The sequence below is a fragment of the Myxococcaceae bacterium JPH2 genome, from assembly GCA_016458225.1.
GTDB lineage: Bacteria > Myxococcota > Myxococcia > Myxococcales > Myxococcaceae > Citreicoccus.
The window spans coordinates 504849-520927 of record JAEMGR010000003.1; the positions used below are offsets into that span (position 1 = coordinate 504849).

A 16079-nucleotide genomic window follows, 5' to 3' on the forward strand; every position below is an offset into this window, starting at 1 on the left:
AGCGTCTCGACATGACATCACTCCCCTGGCGCCGGACACCCGGTGCCGTCCTCGTCGCGGGCCTGCTGTTCGGGTCCACGGCTCTGGCTCAATCCAGTGTCATCATCGGCACGGTCGTCAACACCGAGACCAAACAGCCAGCCGCGGACGTCGTGGTGACCGCCACCTCACCCAACCTGCAGGGTGAGCAGACCGTGGTGACGGACGCGCAGGGCCTGTACCGCATCCCCCAGCTCCCACCGGGCATGTACACGCTCCGGTTCGAGAAGGAATCGTTCAAGCCGTTCGCCCGCTCCGACGTGCAGTTGCGGCTCAACCGCACCATCCGCGTCAACGTCGAGCTGCTCCCTGACGCGTTCTCCGAGCAGATTGTCATCGAGTCCCGCCCGCCCACCATCGACGTGGGCTCCACGAGCACCGGCGTGAACGTCGGAGACGACTTCATCCGCCGCATCGCGGTGAACCGCCCCGGCGGCAAGGGCGGCGCGACCCGCTCCTTCGACAGCCTGGCCGAGCTGGCGCCGGGCGCGCAGACGGACACCTTCGGCGTGTCCGTGAACGGCGCCACGTCCCCGGAGAACGGCTACCTGGTGGACGGCATCTCCACCGCCGACCCGTCCGTGGGCATCAACGCCAGCCCCATGACCGTGGAGTTCGTGCAGGACGTGAACGTCATCACCGGCGGCTACCTGCCGGAGTTCGGTCGCTCCACGGGTGGCGTCATCACGGCCGCGACCAAGTCCGGCTCCAACGAGTTCCACGGCACGGTGTTCGCCAACCTCACGCCGGGCGCGCTGGAGGGCAAGCGCGAGCTGGTGGTGAGCCAGGGCTCGGCCATCAGCGGCGTCACCAAGCTGCACAACCTGGGCGACTTCGGCGCCACGTTGGGCGGCCCCATCATGAAGGACAAGCTCTGGTTCTTCGCGGGCGTGGCGCCCTCCGTGACGCGCTACGCGCACGAGCGGTCGTTCAACTCGTACAACGTGACGTACGACGACCAGGGCAAGGCGTCCCGCGTGGTGGATGACCGCGGGTTCTTCACCACGACGCGCATCCCCGGCTCCGAGCGCACGTACTTCGCGGACTCGAGCACCGTGCAGTACATGGGCAAGCTGACGTACCTCATCAATCAGGACCACAACCTCTCGCTGAGCGTCTTGGGGACGCCGTCCACCACGGGTGGCGAGGGCAAGCTCCTGGTGGATCCGCAGCAGGGCACCGTCATCCTGACGCGCATGAGCTCGTCGCCCGCGTTCCACACCGCCCTGGTCCAGGACGCCAGCGCCCGGACCCTGTCCGCGGCGTACGCGGGTGCGTTCATGGACAAGAAGCTGCTCGTGGACGCCAACGTGGGTTGGTTCCACCAGGTCTCCTCGCAGCTCCCTTCTGACGGCAGCAAGATTGGCGGCGACGAGGGCATCGCGGGGACGGCGCGCGTGACGTACGCCACGCTCAACAAGTTCCCCCACGCCCTCACCGAGTTCGAGTCCGTCCCGGACGCGGACACGTACTGCGGCACCACGGCGGCCGAGCAGCGGCTGCGCTGCCAGGTGACCAACTACAACATCGGCGGCGGACTGATTTTCGACTCGAAGCTGGACCGCTACCAGGTCAACACCAAGCTGACGTACCTCCTCAACAACTTCACCGGCTCGCACGTCATCAAGGCGGGCGCGGACGCGGAGTTCCTCAGCTACGACAACCAGAAGGCCTATACGGGCGGCGTCCTGCTCCAGGAGGCCGAGGTCGCCACGAACGTGCTGGGCTGGACGGACGCGCGCCGCTTCGGATACCTGCACGCGCCGGATGACCCGCAGGTGTTGATGGTCCGCGAGTCGCACACCCGCAGCAACACCGTGGGCGGCTTCCTCCAGGACAGCTACACCATCGCGAACATGGTGACGGTCAACGCCGGCCTCCGCTACGACGCGCAGTGGCTCTACGGCAGCGACGGCAAGCTGGCCTTCTCCATGGGCAACCAGGTGTCTCCGCGCCTGGGCGTCATCGTGGACCCGATGCGCAACGGCCGGAGCAAGCTGTTCGCCAGCTTCTCGCGCTACTACGAGCAGGTGCCCATCCGCATGCTGGACCGCGGCTACCCGCCCGACCCGCGCTACGTGGCCAACCACTACGCCAAGGACGTCAACCACCCGAACGGCTGCGACCCCTCCACCGTGGAGGGCCAGCGCGCGTGCGTGGACCCCAACAGCCACAACGAGGTGGCGACCCCCGAGTCCTCGCGCGACCCGAGCCGCCTCTACTCGGGCGGCAAGGCCGAGGCCCGGCCGGTGGACCCCGACATCAAGCCCCAGTCCTCGGATGAGCTGGCGCTCGGTGGCGAGTACGAGGTTCTCACGAACACCCGCGTGGGCGTGACGTACACGCACCGGAAGATGAACGCGGTCATCGAGGACATGAGCCGCGACGAGGGCAACACATACTTCCTCGGCAACCCGGGCTTCGGTTTCGCCAAGGACTTCCCGGAGGCGAAGCGCGACTACGACGCCGCCACCGTCTACCTGACCCGGGCGTTCGGCGATGGCTGGCTCGCGCAGGCCAGCTACACGTGGTCGCGGCTGTACGGAAACTACGCGGGCCTCTACCGCCCGGAGACCAACCAGCTCGACCCGAACACCAACGCGGACTTCGACATCATCCCCATCCTCCAGAACCGCACGGGCCTCTTGCCCGCGGACCGCACCCACGCCATCAAGCTGTTCGGCGCCAAGGAGGTGGCACTCACCCAGAAGCTGGTGGCGAACGTGGGCCTGTCCTACCGCGGCAGCTCCGGCACGCCCATCAACTACCTGGGCGCGTACCTGCGCTACGGCCAGGGTGAGACGTTCATCCTCCCGCGCGGCTCGGGTGGCCGCACGCCGTGGATCAACACCATCGACACGAGCCTGGGCCTCACCTACCGGCTGGCCAAGGAGCAGTCCGTGGCGTTCACGGTGGACCTCTTCAACCTGTTCAACTTCCAGGGCGTCACCAGCGTGGACAACACGTACACCACGGCCACCGTGTACCCCGTGGCCAATGGCAAGAAGGACGACCTGCCGGGCAGCGTGCAGAAGGCGCCGGATTCGGACCCCAAGGTGTTCCTCACCAATGACGACGTGAACCCGAACTTCGGCAAGCCCACCCAGTACCAGCCGCCGCGTCAGGTGCGTCTGGGACTCCGGTACTCCTTCTAGGCCCGCCCCATGAGGACCCATCCCATGACCCAGCGATTGATTGCGGCAGTGCCGCTCCTGCTCCTGGCGGGCTGCGACTTCGAGCAGCCCAACTCAGGCTGCATCGTGCAAGACAGCGCCAGTTGGATCCTGAAGTACGACGAGGTGCAGAAGGCCACCGATGACGTGTGCGTCGCCAACAAGCGCTTCGCTCCCGTCGGAGAGCTGGCGGGCATCTTCAAGTACATCGACTTGGAGAAGGGCGGCGACAGCACGCTGGCCATCCGCCCGGATGGCCTGTCGAGCCGCGGCGCGCGCGACAACGTCACCAACCAGCGCGAGCAGACGGCCTTCGGAGACCTGAACCTCCAGCAGGACGCGCAGTACTTCTGCTCGGCCGGCGACTTGTCCGTGGCCAAGGTGGACGCGGTGGCGCGCGAGGCGGTGCCGGGCAAGGACGGCAAGCCGGGCATCTCCGCCGAGGAGCCGAAGAAGCTCGCGTATGCCTTCACCCACGTGAAGGTGTACTCGGCGCCCTCGGCTCCGGGGACGCAGTTCAGCGCGGACCTCGAGTACACGGACAACGGCTGCACCAGCACCTACAAGGTCCGGGGCATGTGGCCGGCGGTGGCGTGCACGCCGGGCTCGGAAGTCCCCGCGCTGAGCTGCGGCCAGGGCTCGGGCGTCAACCCGGACTTCGCCGTGGTGTGTGACCCGACGCTGAAGCTCTGCGTCCTGGAGAAGGACGTCCCGTCGCTGAAGTAGCCGGTCGCGCGGGTGCCCCACCTGTTGGCGTGGGGCACCTGGCGCACCCGCTCGAATGGCCGCTGATGGGCCGGGCGGGTGTGAACGCGTGAGCAGCGGCGAGCCCGCGAGGTCCGCGTTAGGACTGTCCGGTGCCCGCCGCCCCCTCGCTCCGCCTTCGCATCCAGGCCGCCATCACCGACGTCCCCGCCGCGGAGTGGGACGCGCTCCTGGAACCGGACGCTCCGCCCTTCGTGAGACATGCCTGGCTGGCCGCCATGGAGGAGAGCGGCAGCGCCACCGAGGACACGGGCTGGGCTCCGCACCACCTGACGCTGTGGCGAGGCCCCCGGCTGGTCGCGGCGGCGCCCGCGTACCTCAAGTTCCACAGCATGGGCGAGTACATCTACGACTTCGGCTGGGCCAACGCCGCGGCCCGCCTGGGCGTGGAGTACTACCCCAAGCTCATCGTGGGCGGACCGCTGTCTCCCGCCACCGTGCCGCGCCTGCTCATCGCGCCCGGCGAGGACGTGCCCGCGCTGCGCCGCGCCCTGCTGGAGGCGGCCGTGGAGAGCGCGAAGGAGGCGGGGTGCTCCTCGGTCCACGTGCTCTACCCCACCGACGCCGAGGCGGGCTTCCTGGAAGAGGCGGGCCTCGCGCGCCGCATCACCCTCCAGTTCCAGTGGAAGAACCCGGGCTACCAGCACTACGACGACTACCTGTCGCGCTTCGACTCCAAGCGCCGCAACCAGCTCAAGCGCGAGCGTGGCGCCGCCGCCACCCAGGGCATCACCCTGCGCACGGTGCGCGCCGCCGAGCTGGGCCCCGAGCACGCGCGACGCGCCTTCGAGTTCTACGCCTCCACCTGCGAGCGCCACTCCTGGGGGCAGGTGCAGCTCACCCCGGACTTCTTCGCGCGCCTGTTCCGCGCCATGCCTGGCACCGTGGAGATGGTGGAGGCCGTGCGGGAGGGGAAGGTCATCGCGGGCGCCTTCAACCTGGCCACCGCGGAGCGGCTCTACGGCCGGTATTGGGGCTGCGTGGAGGAGCACCCCTTCCTCCACTTCAATGTCTGCCTCTACCACTCGGTGGAGGACTGCATCCGCGCGGGGCGCAAGGTGTTCGAGCCGGGCGCGGGCGGCGAGCACAAGGTGTCCCGAGGGTTCGAGCCCACCGCGGTGCACAGCGCGCACCTCGTGTTCGACCGGCGACTGGACTCCGCCGTGCGCGACTTCGTCCGCCGCGAGCGGCACCAGCTACAACCCGCAGTGGAGGAAGCCGAGCGCATCTGCGGGCTCAAGCCCTGGGCCGGGGCGGCGCGGCCCGAGCCTCGGACGGACTGAAGGCTGCCCGTCCGTCCACCGGGCCACGGCCCGTGCCGCCTGGCCACTCTGAACAAGTTGTGCGGCGGGCCGGAACCTTTAGAGTCTCGTGACATGAAAGCCCCCGAGACGGACGAAGACTTCATCCAGTGGTACGAAGACTGCTGGGCCGACCGCGACGAGGTGGAGTACCCGAAGATGTTCGGCGCCATCCAGGAGAACGTCTTCACCCTCGAACAGACTGGCGCGCTCGAAGCGTGGATGGAGAGCGAGCTGGCCGAGGTGAAGGAGCTGGACCCGAACTGGGCCCCCATGGGCGTGCGCGTGGCGCCGCCGAGCCCCGAGTACCCCTACTGGACCTACGTCACCAGCGGCCTGTCCAACCCCTTCACCGTGGCTCCCGGAGAGGAGTTCCCGGACGACGCGCCCAGCGGCCTGGGCTACGAGATGGTCATCCACACGCCCGAGGAGGCACGCTGGCCGGTGCTGCGGCTGCTGGACATGATGGCCTACAACCTCGTGTGCCTGCGGGCCTTCGCCCTGGGCCACCGCTATCCGGTGGAGGGCACGCTGGACGGCGGCGAGTCCAAGCTGGGGGGCTTCGTGTTCGTGCACGACGCCGAGCGCCCCAGCCACTTCCAGCTCCCCAGCGGCAAGGTGGAGCTGCTGACGCTGGTGGGCGTGACACGCAACGAGATGGCCTTCGCGCGCTCCAACGGCATGAACAAGCTGCTGGAGAAGCTGGCCGCGGCGGGCCCCGCCTACATCACCAAGGCGGACCGCGACGAGCTGAAGCTGTAGTCGCGCCCTGAATCACTCCTCGCGCGCCGGCGGTCTCCAGGCCCCGGCGCGCGGCGGAGCCCCCTCCACCAGCGCGAACAGGGTGACCGGGTCGAAGGGCTTCTCCAGCCGAGGCAGCGGCACGGCCTGAAGGAAGGCCCGCGCCCGCTCGGTGAAGCTGCCGCCCGTCATGAAGACGAAGCGCGACAGCAGCTCCGGGCTGCGGCCCACCAGCGCCGCGTGCACGTCCATCCCCGTCAGGTCGGACATCATCAGGTCGCAGAACACGCGGTCGAACGCGTCGTCCCGCGCGAGCACCGCCAGGGCCTCGCGACCGCTGTGCGCCACCACCACCTCGTGCTGACGGCCCAGCAGCCGGCGCAGCACGCTGGCGAGCTGCGGCTCGTCATCCACCACCAGCACGCGCTTGCGCTGGGGCGCGTCCTCCACGGTTGGCGGCGGCCGAGGGCGCGCCGCGGCCTCGCTGGTGAGCAGACGGACTTGAAAGGTGCTGCCCTGCCCGGGGGTGCTGGTCGCCGTCAGCTCGCCGCGCATGGCGCGCACCTGGCCCAGGCTGATGGACAACCCCAGCCCCGAGCCCTCACCCATGGGGCGCGTGGTGAAGAACGGCTCGAACGCGCGCTGGAGCACCTCGGGCGTCATGCCGTGGCCCGTGTCGGAGACCTCCACCACCACCCAGGCCTCCTCGCGGCGCGTGGTGAGCGTCACACAGTGCCGCGCGGAGTCTCCCTCGGGGATGGCGTGCGCGGCGTTGAGCAGCAGGTGGAGGAACACCTGCCCCAGGCGGGCCTCGTGCGCCATCACCGTGGGCACTTCGCCAAAGGCACGCACCACCTTCGCGCGATGGCGCAGGCGCGGCGTGGCCATGGACAGGCCGAACTCCAGCGCCGCGTGCACGTCCACCGGCACCAGGTGCGGCGCGTCCGCGCGGGCGAAGGTCTGCAGGTCCCGGACGATGACGCGGATCCGCTCGGCGCCCTCGCGGGCCTCGCGCAGTGAGTCCAGCGCTTCTTGAAGCGGCGCGCACCCGACGCGCGCGGGGATGAGCTGGAGGCGCTCCAACTGCTCCAGCTGCTCCAGCGCGAACTGGATGTTGCCGGTGACGTAGGAGAGCGGGTTGTTGATTTCGTGGCCCACGCCCGAGGCGAGCTGCCCCGCCATGGCCAGCTTCTCCGACTGCACCAGCCGCTCGCGCGCGGCGACCAGCTCCTGGGTCCGCTGCTGCACCAGCGCCTCGGCCTCCAGGCGACCCGAGTGCTCGCGGGCGAGCAGCCCGTCGCGCTCGGCCTCCATGCGCTTCTTGTCGGAGATGTCGCGCGCGGTGATGCACAGGTTGCGGCCCGAGGACCACGCGTGCACCTCGTGCCAGCGCTCCGGCGCGGTGCGCAGCTCGAAGAGGGCCGGGGTCCCTTCGTCCGACACCCGACGCAGCTCGCGCTCCAGTCGCGTGCCCTGCAGCTCCGGACAGGCCTCCCACAGCACGCGGCGGAAGAGGACGTCCGCGCCCCGGCCGGTGAGCGCCGCCGCGTTGCGGTTGACGTAGGTGAGCCGCCAATCCGCGTCCACGGTGAAGAACGCGTCCGGCGTGCTCTCCAGCACGTCGCTCACCCAGTCCAGCGTCTCGCGAAGCCCCTCTTCGACGCGCTGCGCGCTGGTGATGTCACGAATCCGCAACAGCACGCCGTCGCGCAGGGGGACCGCGGTGCCGTGCAGCCAGGCCTCGCCCTCCGCGAAGCTGTCTTCTGTTGGACGTCCCGTCTCCACCACCCGGCACAGCAGCTCCATGCGGCCGGCCAGACCGTGCTCGGAGGAGACCTCGCGCAGGCGGCGGCCCCGGAGTGACTCAGGGGCGCGGCCCAGGGCGCGCGCGGCGGTGGGATTGGCCCACAGCCACTCGAAGTCGGAGATGCGTCCGCCACCGTCCCGCACGGCCCGCAGCACCATGCACCCCTCCGGGTCATGGGCCTCGGACTCCTCCAGGGCGCGGAGGAGGACATCCGCCGGAGGCGGAAGCGCCAGCGTGATGTCAGTCGCGAACATCCGCCTCCTCCGGCGGAAAGAACGGGTGGCTGGGTGAGGCTTTCGGCTGGGCTCGACGCGGCGCCCCGAGAAGACAGACGGCCGAAGGGCCCGCATGTCGCCATGAAAGGGCGTCTTTCACAAGTCACCTCGGGCGTTCCGCGGGCCCGGCGTATCGGGTGGGAGGCGGGATGGGCATGTCGCTGTCTGAAACAGCACCGCTGGCGGGGCGGGTGCCTTGCGGCGCGGCGCCCGGAGGCGGACCCTGCGGGCCCAAGCGTCGGGAGAGCGGTGTGGTGCGACAAGTGCTCGTACTCGAGGACGACGACGACCTCCGGGGCATGCTCTGCGACCTGCTGAGGATGTATGGGGTCACGGCCTGCGTGGACGTGAACTCCTTCGAGGCCCTGGTCCAACAGCGAGACGCGGCGCTGGGCTGCGAGCTGGCGCTCCTGGACGTGAACCTGGGCGCGGGCGTGCAGAGCGGACTGGATGCGTTGGACTGGCTCCTCGCGCAGGCCTACCAGGGCCGCGCCGTGTTCCTCACCGGCCACGCTCGCTCGCACCCGCTGGTGCGGCTGGCCTACGAGCAGACCCAGGTGAAGGTGCTCGCCAAGCCGGTGGACTCGAGGGCGCTGCGCGCGCTGCTGGAGGAACCTCGGGGTGCATAGCACGCGGCCCTCCTCGCCCCCCGCGCCCGCGCCGCGAGGGTTGATGACGGTGGAGCAGGAGCGCCGGGCGCGCGCGTGGCGGTCGAGCACCGCGGCCCTCCTGCTGCTCGTGCTCTGCCAGGTGTCCTCGCTCTTCATCGACCTGACGGTGCTGCCCCTCTCGCGCCTGCTGCCGCTCCTGCGCGGCGCGCACATCGCCCTGTGCCTGGGGCTGCTGGGCTGGCTGTATGCGCGGCGGCGGACGCCCACGGGCTTCGTGTCCTCCACGGCCTTCCTGGTCGCCGCGGTGCCGCTCCTGCCTGTGTTCGCGCTGACCGAGCAGGTCCTGGCCCAGCACCACTCCACCTGGGCGCCGCTCATGGGCCACCGGCTGACCCTGCTGAGCATCGGCGTGTTCGCGCCGCTGGGCTTCTGGCCCGGAACCGCGCTCATCGCCGCGTTCGCGACGGAGGCCGTGGCGCTCTGGTACGGGCTCCACCTGTCCGCCCATCTGCCCGCCATGGTGTGGGAGCCGTGGGCCACGCTCGTCTACGCGGCCGCGGGGCTGGCCTTGTTGGGCTCGCGCTTGCGCAGCCGCCGCGCCGAGCACCAGCTGCGGCACGCCCGGGCGGAGGCCGAGTCCCTGGAGCGAATGGCCGCGCTGATTCTCGCCCTGCGCGACGCGGTGAGCACGCCCTTGCAGACCCTGGAGGTGGGCACCGCGCTGCTGCGCCAGCGGGCCCCGGGCTGCGAGGTGACGCTGGACGCCATGGACCGGGCCCTGGACCGGCTGCATCGGCTCACCCAGCAGATGGCCTCGTCGGACCCGCTGGTCGTCTGGCACAAGGGCGAGGAGTCCTTCGACGCGGACACCGTGCTGCGCAACCTGGAAGAGTCGCTCACCCGCGAGCTTCAGCGCCGTCGGAACTAGACTGCGGCGCCATGCGCCCCACCCTCGTCACCGGCCTGTCCTTCGAGCCGCTGCACCTGCCCCTCACCGAGCCCTTCGCCATCGCCACCGGCGCGCAGCACGCGGCGGAGAACGTGCTCGTGCGCTTGACCCTCGCGGACGGCACCGTGGGCCTGGGCGAGGCCGCGCCCTTCACCGCCGTGAGCGGCGAGACGCAGGCCAGCACCCTGGCCGCCCTGGAGTCCGCGCGAGGCGTGCTCGAAGGCAAGGACGCACGGGCCTGGCGCCCGCTGTCCGAGTTCCTGGGCGACGTGCTCGCGCTGGCGCCCGCCGCGCGCTGTGGCCTGGAGACAGCGCTGCTGGACGCGCTCACCCGTCACCACCGCGTCCCGCTCTATGTCTTCCTGGGCGGCGCGGGCACGACGCTGGACATCGACATGACGGTGACGGCCGGGGACGTGGCGCACGCGGTGAACTCCACGCGGGCCATCCTCGCGCGCGGCATCCGCACGCTGAAGGTCAAGGTGGGCGCGCTCTCTCCCGACGAGGACGCGGCGCGGCTGGTGGCCATCCATCAGGAGGCACCTCGGGCGCGGCTGTTCGCGGACGCCAACGGCGGCTACGACGTGTCCGAGGCGCTCGCGTTCCTCAAGGGCCTGGAGCGCGCGGGCATCCCGCTGGCCTTGTTCGAGCAGCCCGTGCCCGCGACCGACGTCGCCGGCATGGCGGAGCTGGCGCGGCGCACCCGCGTGAGCCTGTGCGCGGACGAGTCGGCGCGCTCGGCAAGGGACGTGCTGCGGCTCATCCGCGAGAACGCCTGTCACGCCATCAACATCAAGACGATGAAGTGCGGCGTGGTGGAGGCGATGACCATGTGGAGCCTGGCGCGCGCCGCCGGGCTGGAGCTGATGGTGGGCGGCATGGTGGAGAGCGTGCTGGCCATGAGCACGTCCGCGCACCTGGCGGCGGGCCTGGGTGGCTTCGCCTACGCGGACCTGGACACACCGCTGTTCATCGCGCGCCATCCGTTCCAGGGCGGAGGGCGGTACGAGGGCTCCACGTTGAGCCTGGACCCCGACGCGCCCGGCCACGGCGTCTCGCTGGCTTGAGGCGCGGACGACGGAGCATCGGCCGAGCCGCCGAGTCGGGTGGCAATGCGCGCCCGAGCGGTTAGGGATAGTCCGTGCTGGATGCCCTCGCCGCTCCCTTCCGCCTCGCGCTGGTCGCCGAGGACCCGCTCGCTCGGGGTGCGCTCAGCCGCGCGCTGAGCGACCAGGGAGGCGACCAGGTGGTCCTCGCGACAGGCACGCAGGCGGAGCTGGAGGCGGCGGGCGGTGATGCGCCGGACGCGGTGCTCTGGGACACGGGGCTGCGTCCACCGGAGCGCGAGGGACGCGTGGAGGCGCCGGACCTGGGCGCGCCGGTGCTCGCGCTGGTGACGGACGAGGCCGCGGGCGAAGTGGCGCTGACGGTGGGCGCGCGCGGGCTCCTGTTCCGAGACGCGCCGCCCGCGTCACTCATGGCCGCGCTGCACGCGGTGGCCCGAGGGCTGACGGTGTTCGAGCCCGCCCTCGCGGAGCTGCGAGGCACGCCCCGCGCGAGCGCGGCCCCATCCCCGACGAGCGCGGAGTCGCTCACGCCTCGGGAGCGAGAAGTGTTGGCCCTGCTCGCCGAGGGGTTGTCCAACAAGGCCATCGCTGACCGGCTCGCCATCAGCGAGCACACGGCCAAGTTCCATGTGAACGCCGTGCTGGCCAAGCTGGGCGTGCAGCGGCGCACGGAGGCCGTGGTGCGCGCGGCGCGACTGGGGCTGGTGACGCTGTGAGCACGGGCGCCCCGGGCACGTGCTCGGGTGTTAGGCTCGACCGCGAATGGCGAACCAGGATTGGGTGTCGCGCCTGCTGACCGGGCGTGCGTCGGCGGACAAAGGGCTCAACGTCCACCTCTCCGAGCGCGATGGCGGCGGCCTGCACGACAAGATGCGGCAGGCGTACTGGTGGATCACCAACAACGCCGTCATCTGCCCCTACTACGACATCGAGTTCGGGGGGCGCGCCGCGCTGAAGAACGCCGCGGGTGACGAGGTCCACCTGCCCGAGGACATGAGCTACAGCTCGTTCGTCCTCATCCCGCTGCTCACGCTCTTCACCTGTCGCCGCGCGATGCTCGTGGGCGGCCCCGGGCGCGGCAAGACGACGTCCGCGGTCCTCATGGCGCTGCTGTCCGGCATGAGCCGCGACGAGGTGCACCGCGGCATCCAGCGCGGCCATCCGCAGCTGTCCATCGCGGATCTGCTCGGCGCGCCCCTGCCCTCGGACATGCTCAAGGCCGAGGACATGGCGCAGGTGAAGGTGAGCTGGCGCAAGTGGATTGGCCAGCGCGTGAAAATCATCGACGAGTACAACCGCATCCCCACCAAGACGCAGTCCGCCCTGCTGTCCCTCATGGCCGAGGGCTACGCGGAGATGATGGACCAGTATGTCTATGCGGGGCGCTCGTCCTGGTTCCTCACCGCCAACGACGACCAGGGCGGCGGCACGTTCCAGGTCATCGAGGCGCTCAAGGACCGCATCGACGTCGTCGTGCGCGCGGTGCCGTTCAACTCGCACTTCATCGACACGCTGCTCCAGCGCATCGAGGCGGACCGCTCCCCCGAGGAGATGCTGCCGCGCGAGATTGTCTTCACGCCCGGAGAGCTGGAGAAAATCTACGCCTCCATCCTCGCGGTGGAGGTGCCGCCGGACGTGCTGGAGCGCGTGGCCTTCTTCCTGGGGCAGCTCGACTTCTGTCGCATGGCCTCGCCGCGCTTCGAGTTCAAGCACAAGGACACGCTGAAGCTGGCCGGTCAGACGGTGTCCGCCGTGTGCAACGAGCAGTGCCCGCTCGACAAGAAGGTGCACCTGTGCACGCAGACGGAGAACGGCGTCAGCGTGCGCGCGTACCAGACCATCCTCCACTTCGCGAAGGCGCTCGCCTTCTTCCGAGGCCACGCCACCGTGGAGCTGGAGGACTTCCGGCAGATTGCCCCCTGGGTGCTGCACGAGAAGCTGGTGCCCAACGCGCGCAGCCCGTTCTTCGAGGTGAAGGGCCACCGGCCGCTGCTCCAGGACCGCGTGGCGTGGATCCGCCAGATGTTCGACATGGCCGGGGCGCAGTTCGACGCGCACCTGCCGCTGCGCCGCAAGGTGGATGCGCTGCGCAAGGACCTGGACAAGGGCTTGGCGGGCGTGGACCTGCGCACCACGGAGAAGCGCCTGGCGGCGGTGACGGCGCTGATGAACGAGCTGCTATCGCGCCACGAGCTGTCCGGTCCCATCTACGAGGACCTCATCCACCTCAAGTCCATGTACAGCCGCTATCGCAACTACGCGACGTGGCTGAAAGAGAGCCCGGGCGGGACGCCATGAGCGACTTCGTGCGCGAGCTGGAGGAGAACGCGCGGGCCCGCTTCGTGCGGTGGCATCCGGCGCTGTGGAGCGAGCTATTGCAGGGCCCCGCTCAGGCACTGGGGCAAGCCCTGGTTGCGGCCGGCGTCGGCGAGGACGAGGCCGGGCACCTGATGCGGAGCTATCTCCAGCTCGGCGCCGAGGGCATCGGGCTGGGCTATCTGTACCCCGCGTCCTCGGGGCGGCTGAACGTCTTCACGCTGGCGTGGTCCACCCTGGTGCCTCGACTACTGGCCGCGGTGCCCTCTGCCCGGCGCGCGGACACGCTCGCGCAGCTGTGGAACCTGGGCGAGAACCTGGAGGCCGCGCCACCGTGGGTGCAGCGCGTGTTCTGCCGCGTCTGCCGAGACCTGCCGTCGCTCGATGACATCGAGGCGCGGTTGCGCCACGTGGCCGCGTCCGTCCTGGAGGCCCCGGGCACGCCGCTGCGGCAGTCCGTCCAGGCGCATTGGGTGGACCTGTCTCGCGAGGACGCGCGCTTCCTCCCCGGCGCGATGCACTTCCTGGCCCCCACCGTGGTCTGCGTTCACGACCGCCACCGACTGGCCGCGGCCGGCCGAGACGCCGCGACGCAAGGCGTGTGGCTGACGGAGACGCCGCTCCCGCTGGGCGCCATGGGCTGCAAGGAAGTACCGCCCTCGACGTGTGAGCCCACCGCCGCGCTGGTGAGCCTGGAGCAGCGTGACGCCCGGGCCGGGGAGTGGTTCGCCACGGGAGCCAATGGCTGGCGCACCGTGGCGACGATGCAGACATCGCAGTGGCTGGCGGTGCTCATCCCGGCATGAGCGGGAGCGCCTTCACACCCGAGGAGGTGGAGCGCTGCTGGCGCGAGGCGCTGGCGCTCTGGGACATGCACGTCCAGCTCAGTCCTCCCGCGCCTCACCTGCCCTTCCTCCCCGCGGAGCGAGGCCTGAGCGAGCCGCTCGCGTACATCGACCTGGTGAAGCGTCAGGTGTTCGTGAACTTCGAGCTGCTCGCCACGATGGGCGCGCGAGACAGCTTGACGGCAGTGCTGGCGCACGAGATTGGCCACCACGTGCGCTTCCCTCACACGCTGGGCTGGGACGCGGAGCTGCGCGTGGTGGAGCAGCGCTTGATGCCCGGCCTGAAGCAATCGCTCACCAACCTCTACTTCGACCTCCAGGTGAACGAGTACGTGGGGCGCACGCACGCCCCCGCGCTCTGCGCCGTGTACCAGGGCTTCCTGCGCCGCCCCGGCTCCGCCCCGCCGTCCCCGCTGTTCTGCTTCTACCTCGCCCTCTACGAGGAGCTGTGGGGCCTGCCGCCGGGACACCTGGTGCCTCGCGAGCAATTGGAGCCGATGGAGGCGGCCTATCCCGGCACGCGCGCGGAGGCCCGCGTGTTCGCGCAGACGTTCTATTCGCTGGCGGATCCACGCGAGCAATTCCTCTACTTCTGCGCCACCTTCATCCGCTACCTCGACTCGCTGGATGACGAGGACCCCACGCTTCCGCTGGGCGGGGACATCCCCTTGCCGGACGAGGCGGACCTGGACGCGGCGGTGCAGTCGGGCGGCAGATGGGATGACGCACTGGCCGAGGCCAAGGCGCGAGGCTGGCTGACCGAGTCACACGACACGCGTGACGCGGATCCACTCACCACCATCTCCCGCGCCACGAACCACCTGCCCGGCAAGGGACAAGCAGAGGTGCGCCGCGCGCTGGTCGGTCGTTACTACCGCCGCCTCGTGGACGCGCACGTGCTGCGGCTGCCCAGCGCCCCGACGAATCCCGAGCCGAGCCTGCGCACCACGCCCACCGAATGGGAATACGGCGACGACCCGAGCACCATCGATTGGACGCTGACGGTGCTCTCGCGGGGGCCGCTCGCGGCGGTCTCGCCATTGCGCCGCGAGCTGGAGGTGGACGTGCCGCCCGCCTCGGAGCCCGGCATCCCGGCCGTGGAGCTGTACCTGGACACCAGCGGCTCCATGCCCAATCCCCAGACGCAGCTCAACGCGATGACGCTGGCGGCGCAGGTGCTGTCCGCCTCCGCGCTGCGCAAGCAGGGCCGGGTTCGGGCCGTGGTGTATTCGGACGGACCGCCCCTGGAGTCCGGCTGGATGTACAGCGAGGACACCGCCCGCGAGTTCCTCTTGCAGTTCATCGGTGGGGGCACGCGCTTCCCCATCGAGCGCCTCACGGAGTCCGCGCAACAGACGCCCGATGTGCTGCGCGTGCTCATCTCGGACAGCGACTTCCTGTCGAACATGTCGGACCCCGCCGCGCTGAAGCGGCTCGTGGAGGCGACGCGACGCTCGCGGCTGCTCGTCGCCTTCCTCGCCCTGCCGGACGAGCACGCCGCGCGCAAGCTGTTGGCCCCAGCGCTGGCGGACCGGCGCTTCCGCCTGGTGACGGTGGCGTGGATGTCCGACTTCGGACCCATGGCCGCGGCGCTCTCTCGGGCGCTGTTGGAGACCTGATGGCCTTCTCGATTCCTCGACTTCGTGAGCAGCTCGCCGCGGCGCCCCTCGCGTCCCCCTATCCGCACGAGCTGGCGCTGGCCGTCATCTGCGACGTGTTCCGAGCCGCGAACCAGCGGCCTCCCCGGCGCGAAGCCTTCGTCCAGTTCGAGCGGCATCACGGTCATCCCCTCTGGCGCGAGCAGGTGGGCATGTTGGCCCACGTGCTGGCCTCCACGGCGCTGCGCGAGGAGACGGTGAAGGCGCTCGACGCGACGCGCGCGCCCATGGCGCGCCTGGAGCAGTTCTTCGAGGAGATCCAACCCCTCACCGCGGAGATGGTGCGCGCGAACGCCTTCCGCCAGGAGGAGTTCCTCCGCGTGTGGATCCGCGGGATGGGTGGCGAGATTGAGCACGAGACTCCGGCGACGTCGAAGCAGCGCCTGGAGCAACTCGATTACCGCAAGGCCTTGGCGGACTTCCGCGCGGCCGAGTCCGCCCGAAAGAAAGAAGCCGAGCGCCGCGAGCAGCTCATTCAAGAAGCCGCGAGGCGCGAAGCCGAAGCGCGCGGCTGGCGCGAGTAAGGCAAGGC

Annotated in this window: 13 protein-coding genes; 12 read left to right on the top strand and 1 reads right to left on the bottom strand. The window is 70.3% G+C overall.

Annotated elements, in window-relative coordinates; translation table 11 throughout:
* Window positions 1-11 precede the first annotated feature (11 nt).
* The 4 genes from JGU66_06800 to JGU66_06815 all read left to right on the top strand — a co-directional run bounded on the left by JGU66_06800 (window position 12) and on the right by JGU66_06815 (window position 6040).
* Complete coding sequence (locus JGU66_06800) at window positions 12-3194, top strand: TonB-dependent receptor (protein MBJ6760466.1); 3183 nt, start codon at window positions 12-14, stop codon at window positions 3192-3194.
* A gap of 24 nt (window positions 3195-3218) precedes the next feature.
* Window positions 3219-3938 carry a hypothetical protein gene (locus JGU66_06805; GenBank protein ID MBJ6760467.1) on the top strand — a complete coding sequence of 240 codons (720 nt, stop codon included), beginning with the start codon at window positions 3219-3221 and terminating at the stop codon, window positions 3936-3938.
* Window positions 3939-4069: 131 nt separating this feature from the next.
* On the top strand, window positions 4070-5260 hold the full coding sequence (locus tag JGU66_06810) for an N-acetyltransferase (GenBank protein MBJ6760468.1): 1191 nt from the start codon (window positions 4070-4072) through the stop codon (window positions 5258-5260).
* A gap of 93 nt (window positions 5261-5353) precedes the next feature.
* Window positions 5354-6040: a suppressor of fused domain protein gene (locus JGU66_06815; GenBank protein ID MBJ6760469.1), complete on the top strand. Its 687-nt coding sequence runs from the start codon at window positions 5354-5356 to the stop codon at window positions 6038-6040.
* A gap of 12 nt (window positions 6041-6052) precedes the next feature.
* Here JGU66_06815 and JGU66_06820 read toward each other — a convergent pair whose 3' ends face one another.
* On the bottom strand, window positions 6053-8080 hold the full coding sequence (locus tag JGU66_06820; protein ID MBJ6760470.1) for a PAS domain-containing protein: 2028 nt from the start codon (window positions 8078-8080) through the stop codon (window positions 6053-6055).
* A gap of 275 nt (window positions 8081-8355) precedes the next feature.
* Between JGU66_06820 and JGU66_06825 the strand changes: the two genes are divergently transcribed.
* The 8 genes from JGU66_06825 (at window position 8356) to JGU66_06860 (ending at window position 16071) form a co-directional block, all read left to right on the top strand.
* Complete coding sequence (locus tag JGU66_06825) at window positions 8356-8730, top strand: response regulator (GenBank protein MBJ6760471.1); 375 nt, start codon at window positions 8356-8358, stop codon at window positions 8728-8730.
* Window positions 8731-8923: 193 nt separating this feature from the next.
* Window positions 8924-9640 carry a hypothetical protein gene (locus JGU66_06830; GenBank protein ID MBJ6760472.1) on the top strand — a complete coding sequence of 239 codons (717 nt, stop codon included), beginning with the start codon at window positions 8924-8926 and terminating at the stop codon, window positions 9638-9640.
* An 11-nt stretch (window positions 9641-9651) separates the two neighbouring features.
* Window positions 9652-10728: a dipeptide epimerase gene (locus JGU66_06835; protein ID MBJ6760473.1), complete on the top strand. Its 1077-nt coding sequence runs from the start codon at window positions 9652-9654 to the stop codon at window positions 10726-10728.
* Between the two features lie 74 nt (window positions 10729-10802).
* On the top strand, window positions 10803-11444 hold the full coding sequence (locus tag JGU66_06840; GenBank protein MBJ6760474.1) for a response regulator transcription factor: 642 nt from the start codon (window positions 10803-10805) through the stop codon (window positions 11442-11444).
* A gap of 46 nt (window positions 11445-11490) precedes the next feature.
* The gene (locus JGU66_06845; protein ID MBJ6760475.1) at window positions 11491-13026 is read left to right on the top strand and encodes an AAA family ATPase; all 1536 of its coding nucleotides are present in this window, start codon (window positions 11491-11493) and stop codon (window positions 13024-13026) included.
* Window positions 13023-13850, top strand: coding sequence for a hypothetical protein (locus tag JGU66_06850; protein MBJ6760476.1), 828 nt, complete (start codon window positions 13023-13025; stop codon window positions 13848-13850). The genes JGU66_06845 and JGU66_06850 overlap by 4 nt, the downstream gene beginning before the upstream one ends.
* Complete coding sequence (locus JGU66_06855) at window positions 13847-15508, top strand: M48 family metalloprotease (GenBank protein MBJ6760477.1); 1662 nt, start codon at window positions 13847-13849, stop codon at window positions 15506-15508. The genes JGU66_06850 and JGU66_06855 overlap by 4 nt, the downstream gene beginning before the upstream one ends.
* Window positions 15508-16071: a hypothetical protein gene (locus tag JGU66_06860; protein ID MBJ6760478.1), complete on the top strand. Its 564-nt coding sequence runs from the start codon at window positions 15508-15510 to the stop codon at window positions 16069-16071. Before JGU66_06855 ends, JGU66_06860 begins: the two co-directional genes overlap by 1 nt.
* Window positions 16072-16079: the final 8 nt, after the last annotated feature.